The sequence below is a fragment of the Cupriavidus sp. HPC(L) genome, from assembly GCF_000307735.3.
In the GTDB taxonomy this organism is placed as follows: domain Bacteria; phylum Pseudomonadota; class Gammaproteobacteria; order Burkholderiales; family Burkholderiaceae; genus Cupriavidus.
The window spans coordinates 1-15,230 of the sequence record NZ_AMPR02000006.1 but is presented as its reverse complement, the minus strand read 5'-3'; the positions used below and the strand labels follow the sequence as shown (position 1 = coordinate 15,230).

Annotated in this window: 12 protein-coding genes; 9 read left to right on the top strand and 3 right to left on the bottom strand. The window is 69.0% G+C overall.

The features are described from left to right. The coding region (locus B551_RS01210) for an ATP-binding cassette domain-containing protein (protein WP_023263326.1) at positions 1-721 on the bottom strand (721 nt) is incomplete at its 3' end. 352 nt (positions 722-1,073) lie between these two features. After that, positions 1,074-1,835 (bottom strand): GntR family transcriptional regulator, encoded by a 762-nt coding sequence (locus tag B551_RS01205; RefSeq protein ID WP_006578958.1) that lies wholly within the window; start codon positions 1,833-1,835, stop codon positions 1,074-1,076. A gap of 186 nt (positions 1,836-2,021) precedes the next feature. Between B551_RS01205 and B551_RS01200 the strand changes: the two genes are divergently transcribed. From B551_RS01200 to B551_RS01180, 5 genes are all read left to right on the top strand, one after another. Next, positions 2,022-3,242, top strand: coding sequence for an alanine--glyoxylate aminotransferase family protein (locus B551_RS01200; protein WP_023263325.1), 1,221 nt, complete (start codon positions 2,022-2,024; stop codon positions 3,240-3,242). 15 nt (positions 3,243-3,257) lie between these two features. Next, entirely contained in the window at positions 3,258-6,425 is a 3,168-nt protein-coding gene (locus tag B551_RS01195; protein WP_052511224.1) for an FAD-binding and (Fe-S)-binding domain-containing protein, read from the top strand. 178 nt (positions 6,426-6,603) lie between these two features. Continuing rightward, on the top strand, positions 6,604-7,596 hold the full coding sequence (locus B551_RS01190; protein WP_052511225.1) for a tripartite tricarboxylate transporter substrate binding protein: 993 nt from the start codon (positions 6,604-6,606) through the stop codon (positions 7,594-7,596). A 70-nt stretch (positions 7,597-7,666) separates the two neighbouring features. Next, positions 7,667-8,212: a tripartite tricarboxylate transporter TctB family protein gene (locus B551_RS01185; protein WP_006578960.1), complete on the top strand. Its 546-nt coding sequence runs from the start codon at positions 7,667-7,669 to the stop codon at positions 8,210-8,212. A gap of 10 nt (positions 8,213-8,222) precedes the next feature. Next, positions 8,223-9,749 (top strand): tripartite tricarboxylate transporter permease, encoded by a 1,527-nt coding sequence (locus B551_RS01180; protein ID WP_023263323.1) that lies wholly within the window; start codon positions 8,223-8,225, stop codon positions 9,747-9,749. A gap of 230 nt (positions 9,750-9,979) precedes the next feature. Here the strand turns inward: B551_RS01180 and B551_RS01175 are convergent, their stop codons facing one another. Then, the gene (locus B551_RS01175) at positions 9,980-10,915 is read right to left on the bottom strand and encodes a pirin family protein (RefSeq protein WP_023263322.1); all 936 of its coding nucleotides are present in this window, start codon (positions 10,913-10,915) and stop codon (positions 9,980-9,982) included. A gap of 854 nt (positions 10,916-11,769) precedes the next feature. Here B551_RS01175 and B551_RS01170 point away from each other — a divergent pair. From B551_RS01170 to B551_RS01155, 4 genes are all read left to right on the top strand, one after another. Beyond that, positions 11,770-12,486 carry an ABC transporter permease gene (locus B551_RS01170; RefSeq protein WP_043436668.1) on the top strand — a complete coding sequence of 239 codons (717 nt, stop codon included), beginning with the start codon at positions 11,770-11,772 and terminating at the stop codon, positions 12,484-12,486. A gap of 56 nt (positions 12,487-12,542) precedes the next feature. After that, positions 12,543-13,457: a glycine betaine ABC transporter substrate-binding protein gene (locus tag B551_RS01165; protein ID WP_043436664.1), complete on the top strand. Its 915-nt coding sequence runs from the start codon at positions 12,543-12,545 to the stop codon at positions 13,455-13,457. A gap of 43 nt (positions 13,458-13,500) precedes the next feature. Then, entirely contained in the window at positions 13,501-14,151 is a 651-nt protein-coding gene (locus B551_RS01160) for an ABC transporter permease (protein ID WP_006580114.1), read from the top strand. Beyond that, positions 14,148-15,230 (top strand): ABC transporter ATP-binding protein (locus B551_RS01155; protein WP_023263320.1); only part of this gene is annotated, 1,083 nt, incomplete at its 3' end. The genes B551_RS01160 and B551_RS01155, both read left to right, overlap by 4 nt.

Genomic DNA, 15,230 nt, shown 5'->3' with positions numbered 1-15,230 from the left:
TCATCATGCGCGACAGCGAGGCCGCGCTTTCCTGGCGCGGGTCGCACAGGCCGGTAACCCGGCCCATCCGCATCACGGTGGCGCGATGGCACAGCGCGCGGATCTCGTCGAGCTTGTGGCTGATGTAGAGGATGCTGGTGCCTTCGTCGGCGAGCTGGCGCAGCGTGACGAACAGCGTCTGCACCGCCTGCGGCGTCAGCACCGAAGTCGGCTCGTCCAGGATCAGCAATTGCGGCCGCGCCAGCAGCGCGCGGACGATCTCGACGCGCTGGCGCTCGCCGACCGACAGCGTATGCACATGGCGCTCGGGCTCGAGCGGCAGGCCGTAGCGCGCGGCCGTCTCGCGGATCCGTGCGGCCAGCGCCTTCATCGAGGTGCCGCCTCGCTGCGCGGCCGGCAGCCCCAGCGCAATGTTCTCGGTCACGGTCAGCGTGTCGAACAGCGAGAAATGCTGGAACACCATCGCGATGCCCAGGTCGCGGGCGTCGTGCGGACTGTCGATGACGACCGGCGCGCCGTTGAAGTGCATGTGGCCGGCGTCTGGCTTGACCGCGCCGAAGATGATTTTCATCAGGGTCGACTTGCCGGCGCCGTTCTCGCCGAGCACGGCATGGATTTCGCCGGGAGCGACGGTCAGCGAGACGTCGTCGTTGGCGGTCACGCCGGGATAGCGCTTGACGATATGGGCAAGCGCCAGCCTGGGGGTGGAATTGGATGTCACTGAGGCGGCTCTGGTTGTCGTGGCAGCTTCGTCCGTCGGCACTGCGCGGCACCGGGGCAGACCGCGGGGAAGCGGCGCCACGGTACGGCGGCAGCGATCAGCAGTGAACAGCGGCAAGGCGAAGGCCAGCATGGCCGGGGCGCCTGGCCGCGTCATCACGGAAGCGTAATGCCTGTTATCAGCTCGGGATTATATAAGTGCGCGGGTCTCGCAACGGCCGCCGTGACCGCTGCTGCAGGCCCCGCAACGGATGGCGGACGGTTGCAAGTCGCATGCCGGATGCGCGGCGGGGAAAGAGAAGAAAGGGGGAAGGCCCGGCGAACGCGGGCCCTCGAAGGGCTGTCTGGGGCGCTCAGGCAGCGGAGGCCGAAGCCCCGGTGTTCTCGCCCGCCTCGCTGCCGGCGCGCTCCGCGGCCAGCGAGCCCTGCATCACCGCCTCGCGCTTCTCCAGCAGATGCTGGCGCAGGATCGCGGCGAGCCGTTTGCCGTCGCGCGCTTCCAGCGCCTGGATCATGGCCTCGTGGTCCTGCACCGCGCGGTCCCACTTCTGGGTCTGCTGGTTGGAGCGGAAGCGCAGCGCCTTGAGCCGGCGGTTGATCGACAGATAGGTCTGGCGCAGCACGCCATTGCGCGCGGCCGCGTTGATGCGGTCGTGGATCTCCTGATTGCGGCTGTAGTAGCCCGACAGGTCGTTCTGCGCGCGGCAGGCCAGCATCGCGTAGTGCAGCGCCTTGATCTGCGCCAGCTCGGCCGGCGTGATGCGCTCGCAGGCCAGTTCGCCGGCAAACGCTTCGAGTCCGGCCATCAGTTCGAAGGTCTCCCAGATCTCGGCCTCGGTCATCCGCGACACGCTGGCGCCGCGGTTCGGCGAGATCTCGATCAGGTTCTCGGCGGCCAGCACCTTGAACGCCTCGCGCAGCGGCGTGCGCGAAATCCCCAGCGTCTCGCACAGTTCGCGCTCGTTGAGCTTCATGCCGGGCTTGAGCACGCCCTCGGTGATGAACTTGCGCAGGTGCTCGACCACGGTGTCGTGCAGGCGCTGGCGCTCCAGCCGGGGCAGCAGCGGGGTGGCGCCGCTGTCGGGCAGCGGTTCCCCTTCGGCGGAATTTTGCATTCAAAGTCCTTATCCGTGATGTCCCGGCCATTCTAGCGCAGAGTCGCCGGCAACTGTCCCGCAGCCCGCGTGGCGCCGGCAATCCGGGTAAACGAGCGCGCTTCCGGGGCAATTTCCGCTTGGGCTGGCCGACCTCGGCTGCTACAGTATTTTGAATTCAAAATTCAACAAGGAGGCACCAGTCCCATGATCTCGCTCGACTTTCACCCCGCCGGCCGCCATTTCCTGCAGATTCCGGGACCGAGTCCGGTACCGGATCGCATCCTGCGTGCGATCAGCTATCCGACCATCGACCATCGCGGGCCGGAATTCGGGGCGCTCGGGCGCAAGGTGCTGGCGGACATCCGCAAGATCTTCAAGACCGAGCACCCGGTGATCATCTACCCGGCCTCGGGCACCGGCGCCTGGGAGGCCGCGCTGTCGAACACCACCAGCCCGGGCGACACCGTGCTGATGTACGAGACCGGGCATTTCGCCACGCTGTGGAAGTCGATGGCCGAGTCGCTCGGCCTGAAGCCGGAATTCCTCGGCCTGCCCGGCATCGAGGGATGGCGCCGCGGCGTGCAGGCCGACATGATCGAGGCGCGGCTGCGCGAGGACAGCGGCCATCGGATCCGCGCGGTCTGCGTGGTGCACAACGAGACCTCGACCGGCGTGACCTCCGACATCGCCGCGGTGCGCCGCGCGATCGATGCGGCGGGCCATCCGGCGCTGCTGATGGTCGATACGATCTCGGGCCTGGCCTCGGCCGACTACCGGCATGACGAGTGGGGCGTGGACGTGACGGTGTCGGGCTCGCAGAAGGGCCTGATGCTGCCGCCGGGCATCAGCTTCAACGCGCTGTCGCCGAAGGCCATCGCCGCCAGCAAGGAGGCGCGCATGCCGCGCAGCTTCTGGCGCTGGGACGAGATCATCGAGGCCAACAAGAACGGCTACTGGCCGTACACGCCGAACACGAACCTGCTGTACGGCCTGTCCGAGGCGCTCGACATGATCCTGGAGGAGGGGCTGGACAACGTGTTCGCGCGCCACCAGCGCCTCGGCGAGGCGACGCGCCGCGCGGTGCGCGCCTGGGGCCTGGAGATCCAGTGCGCGGATCCGGCGGTCTACAGCCCGGTGCTGACCGGCGTGATGATGCCCGACGGCGTCGACGCCGACGCGGTCCGCAAGCGCATCTACGAACGCTTCAACATGTCGCTGGGCCAGGCGCTCGGCAAGATGCGCGGCAAGATGTTCCGCATCGGCCATCTCGGCGATTGCAACGACCTGACGCTGATGGCGACGCTGTCGGGCTGCGAGATGGGGCTGAAGCTGTCGGGCGTGCCGCTGCAGGGCAGTGGCGTCGCGGCGGCGATGGAGTACCTGACCTCCCATGCCGACACCCCGGTGCTGAAGGCCGCTGCCTGAGCGGATGGAGCTGCGATGACGGATCTGTCCACGCCGTTGGCCCCTTCATTGGCTGCCTCGCCGATCGTCAAGCCGCTGCACTTCGTCCGCGCCGAAGGCGGCCCCGGCTCGCCGCTGGCCACACGGTTGCGGCGCGAGCTGCGCGGCGACGTGCTGTTCGACCGCGCCAGCCGCGGCCGCTATGCGACCGACGCGTCGATCTACCAGATCATGCCGGTCGGCGTGGTGGTGCCGCGCGACCAGCGTGACCTGCTGCTGGCGCTGGAGATCGCGCGCGATGCCCATGCGCCGGTGCTGGCGCGCGGCGCCGGCACCAGCCAGTGCGGCCAGACCGTCGGCGAGGCGCTGGTGATCGACAACAGCAAGTGGCTGAACCAGGTGGTCGACTTCGATCCGGTCGCGGCCACGGTGACGGTGGAACCGGGCATCGTGCTCGACCACCTGAACGCCTGGCTCAAGCCGCATGGGCTGTGGTTCCCGGTCGATGTCTCGACCGGCGCGCAATGCACGATCGGCGGCATGGCGGGCAACAACTCCTGCGGTTCGCGCTCGCTGGCCTACGGCAACATGGTCCACAACGTGCTGGCGATCGACGCGGTGCTGGCCGACGGGGCGCAATGCCATTTCGGTTCGCTGGCGCAGCCGCCGGCCGATGCACGCGTGCTGGCGATGCTCGAGCGCCTGCGCGCGATCGCCACGCGCGAGCGAGACGAGATCGCCGAGCGCATGCCCAAGGTGCTGCGCCGGGTCGCCGGCTACAACATCGATCTGTTCGACTGCCAGAATCCGCGCGCCTATACCGACGACGGTCATGCCAACCTGTCGCATCTGCTGGTCGGCTCGGAAGGCACGCTGGCTTACAGCCGGCAGATCACGCTGAAGCTCGCGCCGCTGCCGACGCACAAGGTGCTGGGCGTGGTCAATTTCCCGACCTTCTACCAGGCGATGGAAATGACCCAGCATATCGTCGGGCTGGCGCCGGTCGCGGTCGAGCTGGTCGACCGCACGATGATCGACCTGTCGATGGCCAACCCGGCCTTCCGCCCGGTCATCGCGTCGGCGCTGCGCGGCGAGCCGCAGGCGATCCTGCTGGTCGAGTTCGCCGGCGAGGATGCCGCCGCGCTGCGCGCCGACCTCGATGCGCTCGACGAGCTGATGGGCGACCTCGGCCTGCCCGGTTCGGTGGTCAAGATGCCGGACGCCGGCGCGCAGAAGGCGCTGTGGGAAGTGCGCAAGGCGGGCCTGAACATCATGATGAGCATGAAGGGCGACGGCAAGCCGGTCTCCTTCATCGAAGACTGCGCGGTGCCGCTGCCGCATCTGGCCGAGTACACGCGCCGGCTGACCGAGGTGTTCCATCGCCACGGCACCGAGGGCACCTGGTACGCGCACGCCAGCGTCGGCACGCTGCACGTGCGGCCGATTCTGGACATGCGCCGCGACGGCGCGCAGAAGATGCGCGCGATTGCCGAGGAGGCCGCCGCGCTGGTGCGCGAGTACAAGGGCGCCTATTCGGGCGAGCACGGCGACGGGCTGTGCCGCGGCGAATGGGTGGCCTGGCAATACGGCCCACGCATCCATGCCGCCTTCGGCGAGATCAAGGCGCTGTTCGATCCGGACAACCGCTTCAATCCGGACAAGATCGTGCGACCGCCGAAGATGGACACGCGCGAGCTGTTCCGCTTTCCGCCCGGCTACCAGCGTCTGCCGCTGCAGCCGGCGCTCGACTGGTCGGCCTGGAACGTCAGCCGCGATCCGCTGAGCGGCGAGGAAACGCCGCCGGGCAGCGGCGGTGACAGCACCGGCGGGCTCGCCGCCGCGGTCGAGATGTGCAACAACAACGGCCACTGCCGCAAGTTCGACGCCGGCACCATGTGCCCGAGCTACCGCGTCACGCGCGACGAGCAGCATGTCACGCGCGGCCGCGCCAACACGCTGCGGCTCGCGGTGTCGGGCCAGCTCGGCGAGGCAGGACTGGCCAGCGAGGACGTCAAGGCAGTGCTCGACCTGTGCGTGTCGTGCAAGGGCTGCAAGCGCGACTGTCCGACCGGCGTCGACATGGCGCGGCTCAAGATCGAGGCGCGCCATGCGTGGGCGCAGCGTCATGGGCTGACGCTGCGCGATCGGCTGGTGGCCTTCATGCCGCGCTATGCGCCGCTGGCGAGCCGCATGCCCGGCCTGATGGCGCTGGCCGAGCGGATTCCGCTGCTGTCGGACTGGGCCAAGCGCGCGCTGGGCTTCGCGCCGCAGCGCAGCCTGCCGCGCTGGCAGCGTTCGTTTCTGTCGACGATTGCGCGTGCCGGCCGCGGCGATGCCACCCCGGCCACTGCCGGCGCCGGCGCTGCGACGGACACCGCTTCCGTGGCCGTTTCGTTTGGCGATTCATCTGTCGATGCGGCCGCCGGGGGACAGCGGGAAGTGGTGCTGTTCGTCGACACCTTTAACAACCACATGGAGCCCGAGAACGCGCGCGCCGCGCAGGCGGTGCTCGAAGCCGCCGGCTACACCGTGCATCCGCTGATGCGGTCCGGCGAGCGTCCGCTCTGCTGCGGCCGCACCTTTCTGGCCGCAGGCCTGGTCGAGCAGGCACGGCAGGAGGCGCGGCGGCTGCTCGACGCGGTGCAGCCGTACGTCGCGCGCGGCGTGCCGATCGTCGGGCTCGAGCCGTCTTGTCTGCTGTCGCTGCGGGACGAATTCCTCGGCTACGGCTATGGCGACGAGGCGGCGCGGCTGGCCGCCGGCGCCTTCCTGTTCGAGGAGTTCCTGGTGCGCGAGCGTCAGGCGGGGCGCCTGAGCCTGAAGCAGCTGGCGCTGCAGCCGCTGCCGCAGCGCGAGGCGCTCGTGCATGGCCACTGCCACCAGAAGGCCTTCGACGCGTTCACGCCGGTGCAGACGGTGCTGGGCTGGATTCCCGAGCTGAAGGTCACGCCGATCCAGTCCTCGTGCTGCGGCATGGCCGGCAGCTTCGGCTACGAGGCCGAGCACTACGAGGCGTCGGTGGCGATGGCCGAGCTGTCGCTGCTGCCGGCCGTGCGTGCGCGGACGGACGACGCCATCGTCGTTGCCGACGGCACCAGCTGCCGCCATCAGATCCTTGACGGTGCCGACGCGCAGGCCTGGCACGTGGCGCGCGTGCTGGCCGCGGCGTTGACGGCGCGCGCAGCGGCGGCGGTGACGGACTAGCGAGGGGGGTAGCAATACAGGGAGGACAGGCCGGCACCGTTGCCGTTCCGGCCGCAAACCAGTCCGCCGCACAGACCGGACAAGGCCGCTCGACGGCCGGCACGCGGCGGACCGATGTGACATTCCAACGAGGAGACAGGCAATGCAAAGCAAGCACAGCAAGCAGGGCAAGCGTTCGATGCTGGCGTTCGGCGCGTTCGGCGCAGCCGCGCTCGCGATCGGCGGCGCGCCGGCCGCGGCATGGGCATGGGAGCCGACCAAGCCGGTCGAGATCGTCGTGCCGTTCAGCGCGGGCGGCGCGTCCGACCAGATGGCGCGCTCGATCCAGAGCATCATCGCCAAGCACAAGCTGATGAACCAGCCGGTGATCGTGGTCAACAAGGCCGGCGCCAGCGGCGCCGAGGGCCTGATGGACACCAAGGCGTCGCAGGGCAATGCGCACAAGCTGCTGGTGACATCGTCGGCGCTGTACACGGTGCCGATGGTCAGCCACCTGCCGTTCAGCTGGCGCGACCTGACGCCGATCGCGATGGTCGCGCAGGACGAGTTCGTGCTGTGGACCAATGCCGAGGCCCCGTACAAGACCGTCGCCGAGTTCGTCGAGGGCGCCAGGGCCGGCGCCGGCAAGGTCAAGATGGGCGGCACCAGCTCCAAGCGCGAGGACCAGATCATCACCACGCTGATCCAGAAGAAGACCGGCGCGAAGTTCATCTACGTGCCGTACAAGGGCGGCGGCGAGGCGGCCACGCAGCTGTCGGGCAAGCATATCGACGCGAACGTCAACAACCCGTCCGAATCGATCGGCCAGTGGCGCGCCGGCGAGCATCGCGCGCTGTGCGTGTTCGCGCCCGAACGGATGGGCTACACCGCCAAGGTCACCCAGTCGCAGAGCTGGCGCGACGTGCCGACCTGCAAGGAGCAGGGGCTCGACGTCCAGTACCAGATGCTGCGCGTGTTCATGATGCCCGGCGGCATCACGCCCGATCAGCAGAAGTACTACGTCGAGTTGATGCGCAAGATCGTCGCCACGCCCGAGTGGAAGGAGTACCTCGAGCGCAATGCGCTGAAGAGCGAATTCGTCGCGGGCAAGGCGCTCGAGGATTTCCTCGTCAAGGACGAGAACGCGCACCGCGACATCCTGAAGGAAGCGGGCTTCATGGCCGCGCGCTGAGCCGGCACCGCCAACGACGCGCGGCCGGCTCGACGCGGGCCGCCGCGCGCACCGACTGGGAGAGCTTTCGATGGAAACACAGCAAGAGCATGCGGCCGCCGCCGCGGACGCCGCGCACGCTGATCATGCCGATGCGGGCGCACGCGGCATGTCGCTGCGCGCGGTCGAGCTGGCGGTGGCCGCGCTGCTGCTGGCGGCCGCGGCGGTGGTGATCTGGAGCAATCACCGCATCGGCGCCGGTTGGGCCGCCGACGGTCCGGAGGCCGGCTACTTTCCGCTGCGCGTCGGCGTGATCGTGCTGGTGTGCAGCCTGGCCGTGGCATGGCAGGCGTGGCGCACGCCAGCGGACGCGATCTTCGCCAGCTGGCAGCAATTGCGGCAGGTCTGCGTGATCCTGCTGCCGCTGTCCGTCTATGTCGCGCTGATCGGCTGGCTCGGCATCTACGTCGCATCGGCGATCTTCATCGCCGGCTTCATGATGGCGGTGGGCAAGGCCGAATGGTGGCGGGCGGTGCTGCTGGGCGCGGGGATCAATCTGGTGCTGTTCTGGATCTTCGAGATCCAGTTCCGGGTGCCGCTGCCGAAGGGGCCGCTGGAAGCGGCGCTCGGCTTCTAGGAGGGGCACCATGGAGGAATTCAACGCGCTGATGCACGGCTTCTCGGTCGCGCTGTCGTGGCAGAACGTCGGCCTGATGTTCGTCGGCATCCTGCTCGGCATCGTGGTCGGCGTGCTGCCCGGGCTGGGCGGCCCCAACGGCGTCGCGATCCTGCTGCCGCTGACGTTCTCGATGGATCCGACCTCGGCCATCATCATGCTGTCCTGCATCTACTGGGGGGCGCTGTTCGGCGGCGCGATCACGTCGATCCTGTTCAATATCCCGGGCGAGGCCTGGTCGGTGGCGACCACCTTCGATGGCTATCCGCTGGCGCAGCGCGGCGAGGCAGGCCGCGCGCTGACGTCGGCCTTCACCGGCTCGTGCCTCGGCGCGATGGCCGGCGTGCTGCTGATCACCTGCCTCGCGCCGCTGGTGGCGAAGTTCGCGCTGCGCTTCGGCCCGCCGGAATATTTCGCGGTCTATCTGCTGACCTTCTGCAGCTTCGTCGGCATGGGCAAGGAGGCCAAGCCCAAGATCCTGATCGCGATGTGCGCGGGCTTCCTGCTGGCGGCGGTCGGCATGGACACGGTCTCGGGCACGCTGCGGATGACGTTCGGCTCGACCGAGCTGCTGCGCGGCTTCGACTTCCTGGTGGCGGTGATCGGGCTGTTCGGCATCAGCGAGATCCTGATGACGATGGAGGAGGGCGTCGCCTTCCGCGGCAAGCAGGCGCGCATCGACCTGAAGGTGGTGTTGCGTACCTGGGCCGAGCTGCCGCGCTACTGGATGACGGTGCTGCGCTCGTCGGCGATCGGCTGCTGGCTCGGCATCACGCCGGGCGGCGCCACCGCGGCGTCGTTCATGGGCTATGGCGTGGCCAAGCGCATGGCGCGCGATCCGGACTCGTTCGGCAAGGGCAATATCGAGGGCGTGGTCGCGCCCGAGACCGCCGCGCACGCGGCCGGCACCAGCGCGCTGCTGCCGATGCTGGCGCTCGGCATTCCCGGCTCGGCCACCGCCGCGGTGCTGCTCGGCGGCCTGATGATCTGGGGCCTGCAGCCGGGGCCGTTGCTGTTCCAGGAGCAGGGCCCGTTCGTCTGGGGGCTGATCGCCAGCATGTACCTGGGCAATATCGTCGGGCTGCTGGTGGTGCTGTCGACGGTGCCGCTGTTCGCCGCGATCCTGCGCATCCCGTTCTCGATCATCGCGCCGCTGATCCTGGTGGTCTGCGCGATCGGCGCCTATACGGTCAACAACGCGCTGTTCGACGTCTGGCTGATGCTGGGCTTCGGCGTGATCGGCTACGTGCTGAAGAAGCTCGACTATCCGCTGGCGCCGCTGGTGCTCGCGCTGGTGCTGGGCGACCGCGCCGAGGATGCGTTCCGCCAGACCATGCTGGTGTCGTCGGGCTCGCTCGACATCTTCTGGTCCAACGGACTGGTCGGCACCATCATGACGCTGGCCATCCTGGTGCTGATCTGGCCGATGATCGGCGACCTGCGCGCACGGCTGCGCAAGGGCAAGGGGGTGGCGGAGGCGGTGGAGGGGAATGGGTAGGGCGCAAGGCGGCCCAGTCTCGCTGCCCTCTCCCCCGGCCCCTCTCCCGCGAGCGGGAGAGGGGAGCAAGCCAGCGGCGTCTGGTGAGTCGGTAGGTGTTCGCCTCTCCCGCTTGCGGGAGAGGGAAGCGAACCAGCAGCGTTTCGTTGATCGGAAGGTGTTCTCCCTCTCCCGCTTGCGGGAGAGGGGCCGGGGGAGAGGGCCGTGGCGCATCGCGCCGCTTCCCGACCTTACCCCGCGCTCTGTACCTTCCCCTCGAACCGCCCGTCGCGGAAGTCGCTGAGCGCCTGGTGGATCTGGGCCTCGCTGTTCATCACGAACGGTCCGTACTGCACGATCGGCTCGCCCAGCGGCTTGCCGGCGATCAGCAGGAAGCGCGCGTCCTGCGTAGCCTTGACGATCACGCCGTCGGCGTCGGCCTCGTTGGCCAGCACGCCCATCCGCTGCGCGTCGAGCGCGGCCAGCGCGTCGCCCTCGCCGATGCTGACCTCGCCCCGATAGACATAGACGAAGGCGTTATGCCCGGCGGGGATCGCCTGTGCGAACGATTGGCCCGCCGGCAGCGACACGTCCAGATACACCGGCTCGGTGACGGGCCGCGTCATCGCGCCCTGCACGCCGTGCGAGGCGCCGGCCAGCACGCGCACCACCGCGCCGCCCGGCAGCGCGACGGTCGGGATCGCCGCGGCGGGCAGGTCGCGATACCAGGGCGCCGTCATCTTGTCGCTGGCCGGCAGGTTCAGCCACAGCTGGAAGCCCTCCATGCGGCCATCCTGCTGTTCCGGCATCTCCGAATGCACGACGCCGGCACCGGCCACCATCCATTGCGCGCCGCCGTTTTCCAGCAGGCCCTCGTTGCCGGCGCTGTCGCGATGGCGCATGCGTCCGGCCAGCATGTAAGTGATGGTCTCGAAGCCGCGATGCGGGTGGGCCGGAAAGCCGCCGATGTAGTCGTCGGCCCGGTCCGTGCCGAAGGCGTCGAGCATCAGGAACGGGTCGAGCCGGCGCTGCAGGTTCTGCGTCAGCACGCGCGTCAGCTTGACGCCGGCGCCGTCGGAGGTGGCGATGCCGCGCACCACGCGGTCGATGGTGCGGGTGCGCCGCACCGCTTCCTCGGCGGTCGCCGGCACGGTGGTCAATTCGTTCAGGTTGCGGATGTCGTCCATGTCGATCTCCTGTGTCTTCGCGAGCGGCGCCTCGCGCCGCGGTACCCCCTCAATGTAAGGGTTTGGCGGGAAAGCGGTAGCCGGGAACAGGGCAAAAGAGCGTTCTATTGATGGAATGATGGGACCTGGTTTGTGAACGCCACTGGAACGCGGATCGCTGCATGCCGGGTGCCTTGTCAGGCGTTTGGCCAGGCCCCGGGACGCGCAAAAAGCCCCCAAAAGACGGCCGGCCGACGGGTGGGGTGACAAGATCGCTGAAGTTGGTTAGAATAGCGACCTCTTTGCCATCCGTTGTTGCAAATTAGCCGCTTGAGCTTCGCGCTCACCGTGGCCGATTTCGCGACCACGGCCGATTGACCGGCGGCGCGTCGGAACTTTCAATTTTGCGCTGCCACTGGCCTGCGAGGTCTGGACTTACCGTCTGGCGACCGTCCGCGTCCGTCCGGCTCCTGCCGACGCCGCACCGACCGTCGCACCGATCCGCAGCGCCGCGCCAGGGCCGCTGGCGCCTGCCCGTTCCGGGCGGCACCCGCGGTCCGTCACCGGGCCCCCACCGTCTCGCCCCCTTGTGCGGCGATGGGCGCCCACCGTCCGTCCGCCGGCATCCCGCCGGTCATGGCGGACAGCACCAATCTAGTCTGGACCCGGCCGGGTCCGCCGTCATGGCGCATGTCCCCATCGGGTCCCGCCATCGCGCTGGTCCGTTGCCGTCGTCCTTCATGGACCGCCGTCGCGGCCGTCGCGCCTTGGTGCGCCTGTCGTGCCGCGCTTTTGCCGCCGCCTGTCGCCGCTTGGCCGATCTGCCGATCCGCCGATCCGCCGATCGCGACGCCGGCTGGCTTACGGGAGAAAAGATGTCGCAGCGAATCTGGCGTGGACTCGGCTGGACCGGTTTCATGGTGTTGGCATTGGCCGGCCTGCTGGCCTGGGTCGGCGTCGATGCGGTCGCCGAGCACCGCGAACGCCTGCTTTACGACGTGGCCGATCACCTGCGCCTGGTGGCGTGGTCGATGGCGCTGGCGCTTGCCACCGGCGTGCCGGCCGGCATCCTGCTGTCGCGGCCGGCGCTGCGGCGCTGGGCCGACCGGCTGATGCAGGTCTTCAACATCGGCAATACCGTGCCGTCGCTGGCGGTGCTGGCGCTGTCGCTGGCGGTGCTCGGCATCGGCGAGCGCCCCGCGATACTGGCGCTGTGGCTGGCCTCGCTGCTGCCGATCGTGCGCAATACCTGCGAGGGCCTGCGCGGCCTGCCGCCCGCGTTGCTAGAGGCGGCCAAGGGCATCGGCATGACGCCGCGCCAGCGGCTGCTGCGGGTCGAGCTGCCCAACGCGATGCCGGTGATCCTGGCCGGCGTGCGTACCAGCCTGGTGATCAACGTCGGCACCGTGCCGCTGTCGTTCCTGATCGGCGCCAACAGCCTGGGCGAAATGATCTTCCCCGGCATCTACCTGAACAAGCCGTCGCTGCTGCTGCTGGGCGCCGCGGCCACCGCGCTGCTGGCGCTGGCGCTCGACGCGCTGTTCGCCGCGGGCGGACGCTTCTATCTGCGCCGGCGAGGGCTGGCGGCATGACGCGGACCATCCAGCGGAACACCCAGCGGAACATCAAGGAGAACACCATGACGATGATGCGATCGCTTCGTCCGCGCGCGTGGCTGGCCGCACTGCTCGGCGCCGCCGCGCTGCTCGTCAACGCTCCGGCGACGGCCGCCGATGCGGCGCCCGTGCGCGTGGGCGGCAAGAACTTCACCGAGCAGCTGATCCTGTCGTCGATGACCTCGCAGTATCTGCGCGCCAAGGGCCTCGCCACCGAGCTGACGGCGGGCCTGGGCAGCACGCTGATGCGGCAGGCGATGGAGAGCGGCCAGCTCGACGTGGTGTGGGACTACACCGGTACCGCGCTGATCGTCTTCAACCGCGTCGAGGAGAAGCTCGATGCCGAGCAGAGCTACGCCCGCGTCAAGTCGCTCGATGCGGCCAAGGGCCTGGTGTGGCTGCAGCCCTCGACGATCAACAACACCTATGCGCTGGCGATGCCGCGCCACCGTGCGGAGGCGGCTGGCGTGAGCACGCTGTCCGAGCTCGCCGACAAGATCCGCGCTGGCGGCGAGGACAAGCGCCACCACTTCGCGGTCGACATGGAATTCGCCGCGCGGCCCGACGGCCTCGAGCCGCTGAAGGCCGCCTACGGGCTGCCGTGGGCGCGCCGCGACGTGATCCAGCTCGATCCGGGCCTGGTCTACACCGCGCTGCGCAACGACCAGGTCGAGACCGGCCTGGTCTACGCCACCGACGGCCGCGTCAAGGGCTTCGACCTGGTGCTGCTGCGCGACGACAAGGGCTTCTTCCCGGCCTACCAGGCGGTACCGGTGGTGCGCAAGGCGGTGCTCGACGCCCACCCGCAACTGGCCGAGCTGCTGAACGCGCTGGCCGCCGCGCTCGACAACGCGTCGATGACGGAGATGAATTACCGCGTCGACATCGAACAGAAACCGGTCGACGCCGTCGCGGCCGATTTCCTGCGCCAGCACGGGTTGATCTGACGCCCGCTCGGGCGCAGACAACACGGACAACCACGGACAATCCATGGACCTGATTTCCTACCTGCAACACAGCTGGCCGACGCTGCTGAAACTGACCGGCGAGCATCTGGCACTGGTCGGCGCGGCGGTCGGGCTGGCGATCCTGATCGGCGTGCCGCTCGGCATCCTGGCCACGCGCTGGCGCTGGCTGGCCACGCCGATGATGACGCTGGCCACGGTGGTGCTGACGATCCCGTCGATCGCGCTGTTCGGCCTGATGATCCCGGTGTTCGCGCGCTTCGGCCACGCGCTCGGCTACCTGCCGGCCGTCACCGCGGTGTTCCTGTATTCGCTGCTGCCGATCCTGCGCAACACCTACGTGGCGCTGGCCGGCATCGACAGCGGCATCCAGGAGGCCGGACGCGGCATCGGCATGACCACCTGGCAACGGATGCGGCTGGTCGACCTGCCGCTGGCGGTGCCGGTGATCCTCGGCGGTGTGCGCACCGCGGTGGTGATGAACATCGGCGTGGCGACCATCGCCGCGCTGATCGGCGCCGGCGGCCTCGGCGTGCTGATCCTGCAAGCGATCAGCCAGAGCAATATGAGCAAACTCGCGGTGGGCGCCGTCCTGGTCAGCCTGCTCGCCATCGTGGCGGACGTGTGCCTGCAATGGTTGCAGCGCGTGCTGACGCCCAAAGGAATCCGCACATGATCGAACTGGACCAACTGAGCAAATCGTTCACGCAGAAGGATGGCGCGCTGGTGCGCGCGGTCGACTCGGTGTCGCTGACGGTGCCGCGCGGCGAGATCTGCGTGTTCCTCGGCCCGTCGGGCTGCGGCAAGACCACCACGCTGAAGATGATCAACCGGCTGATCCCGCCGACTTCGGGCCGCGTGCGGATCGAGGGCGAGGACACCGCGGGCATCGACGAAGTCGCGCTGCGCCGCAAGATCGGCTACGTGATCCAGCAGATCGGCCTGTTCCCGAACATGACGATCGAGCAGAACATCACCGTGGTGCCGCGCCTGCTGGGCTGGGACAAGCAGCGCTGCCGCGAACGCGCGCGCGAGCTGATGGCGATGGTGCAGCTCGATCCGAACCGGATGCTGTCGCGCTATCCGCGCGAGCTGTCGGGCGGCCAGCAGCAGCGCATCGGCGTGATCCGCGCGCTCGCCGCCGACGCGCCGGTGCTGCTGATGGACGAGCCGTTCGGCGCGGTCGATCCGATCAACCGCGAAAGCATCCAGAACGAGTTCCTGCAGATGCAGCGCCAGCTGGGCAAGACCGTGATCATGGTCTCGCACGACATCGACGAGGCGATCAAGCTGGCCGACAAGGTCGCGGTGTTCCGCGCCGGCAAGCTGGTCCAGTTCGACCATCCGGACGCGCTGCTGGCGCATCCGGCCGATGAGTTCGTGCAGGCCTTCGTCGGCCACGACAACACGCTCAAGCGGCTGCTGCTGGTTCGCGCCGGCGACGCCGCCACGATGGGCGCCACCGCGACGCCGCAGATGCCGCTGGCGCAGGCGCTGGCGCTGATGGACGACGCCGACGTGCGCTATCTGCCGGTGCTCGATCGCGACCAGCGCGCGCTCGGCTATGTGGCGCGCCGCGACGCGCGCAATCCGGCCGCGGGCAAGCAGGCCTGCGGCGACGTGCTGCGCCCGTTCGCGGCGACCGCGGCGTTCGACGAGCATCTGCGCATCGTGCTGTCGCGGATGTACCAGCACAACACCAGCTGGCTGCCGGTGGTCGACGCCGACGGCGTCTACCTGGGCGAGGTCACGCAG

Excerpts from the sequence above, each read along its gene's own strand:
- B551_RS01205 (WP_006578958.1), bottom strand. The coding sequence starts at position 1,835 with ATGCAAAATTCCGCCGAAGGGGAACCGCTGCCCGACAGCGGCGCCACC.
- B551_RS01200 (WP_023263325.1), top strand. The coding sequence starts at position 2,022 with ATGATCTCGCTCGACTTTCACCCCGCCGGCCGCCATTTCCTGCAGATT.
- B551_RS01195 (WP_052511224.1), top strand. The coding sequence starts at position 3,258 with ATGACGGATCTGTCCACGCCGTTGGCCCCTTCATTGGCTGCCTCGCCG.
- B551_RS01190 (WP_052511225.1), top strand. The coding sequence starts at position 6,604 with ATGCTGGCGTTCGGCGCGTTCGGCGCAGCCGCGCTCGCGATCGGCGGC.
- B551_RS01185 (WP_006578960.1), top strand. The coding sequence starts at position 7,667 with ATGGAAACACAGCAAGAGCATGCGGCCGCCGCCGCGGACGCCGCGCAC.
- B551_RS01180 (WP_023263323.1), top strand. The coding sequence starts at position 8,223 with ATGGAGGAATTCAACGCGCTGATGCACGGCTTCTCGGTCGCGCTGTCG.
- B551_RS01175 (WP_023263322.1), bottom strand. The coding sequence starts at position 10,915 with ATGGACGACATCCGCAACCTGAACGAATTGACCACCGTGCCGGCGACC.
- B551_RS01170 (WP_043436668.1), top strand. The coding sequence starts at position 11,770 with ATGTCGCAGCGAATCTGGCGTGGACTCGGCTGGACCGGTTTCATGGTG.
- B551_RS01165 (WP_043436664.1), top strand. The coding sequence starts at position 12,543 with ATGCGATCGCTTCGTCCGCGCGCGTGGCTGGCCGCACTGCTCGGCGCC.
- B551_RS01160 (WP_006580114.1), top strand. The coding sequence starts at position 13,501 with ATGGACCTGATTTCCTACCTGCAACACAGCTGGCCGACGCTGCTGAAA.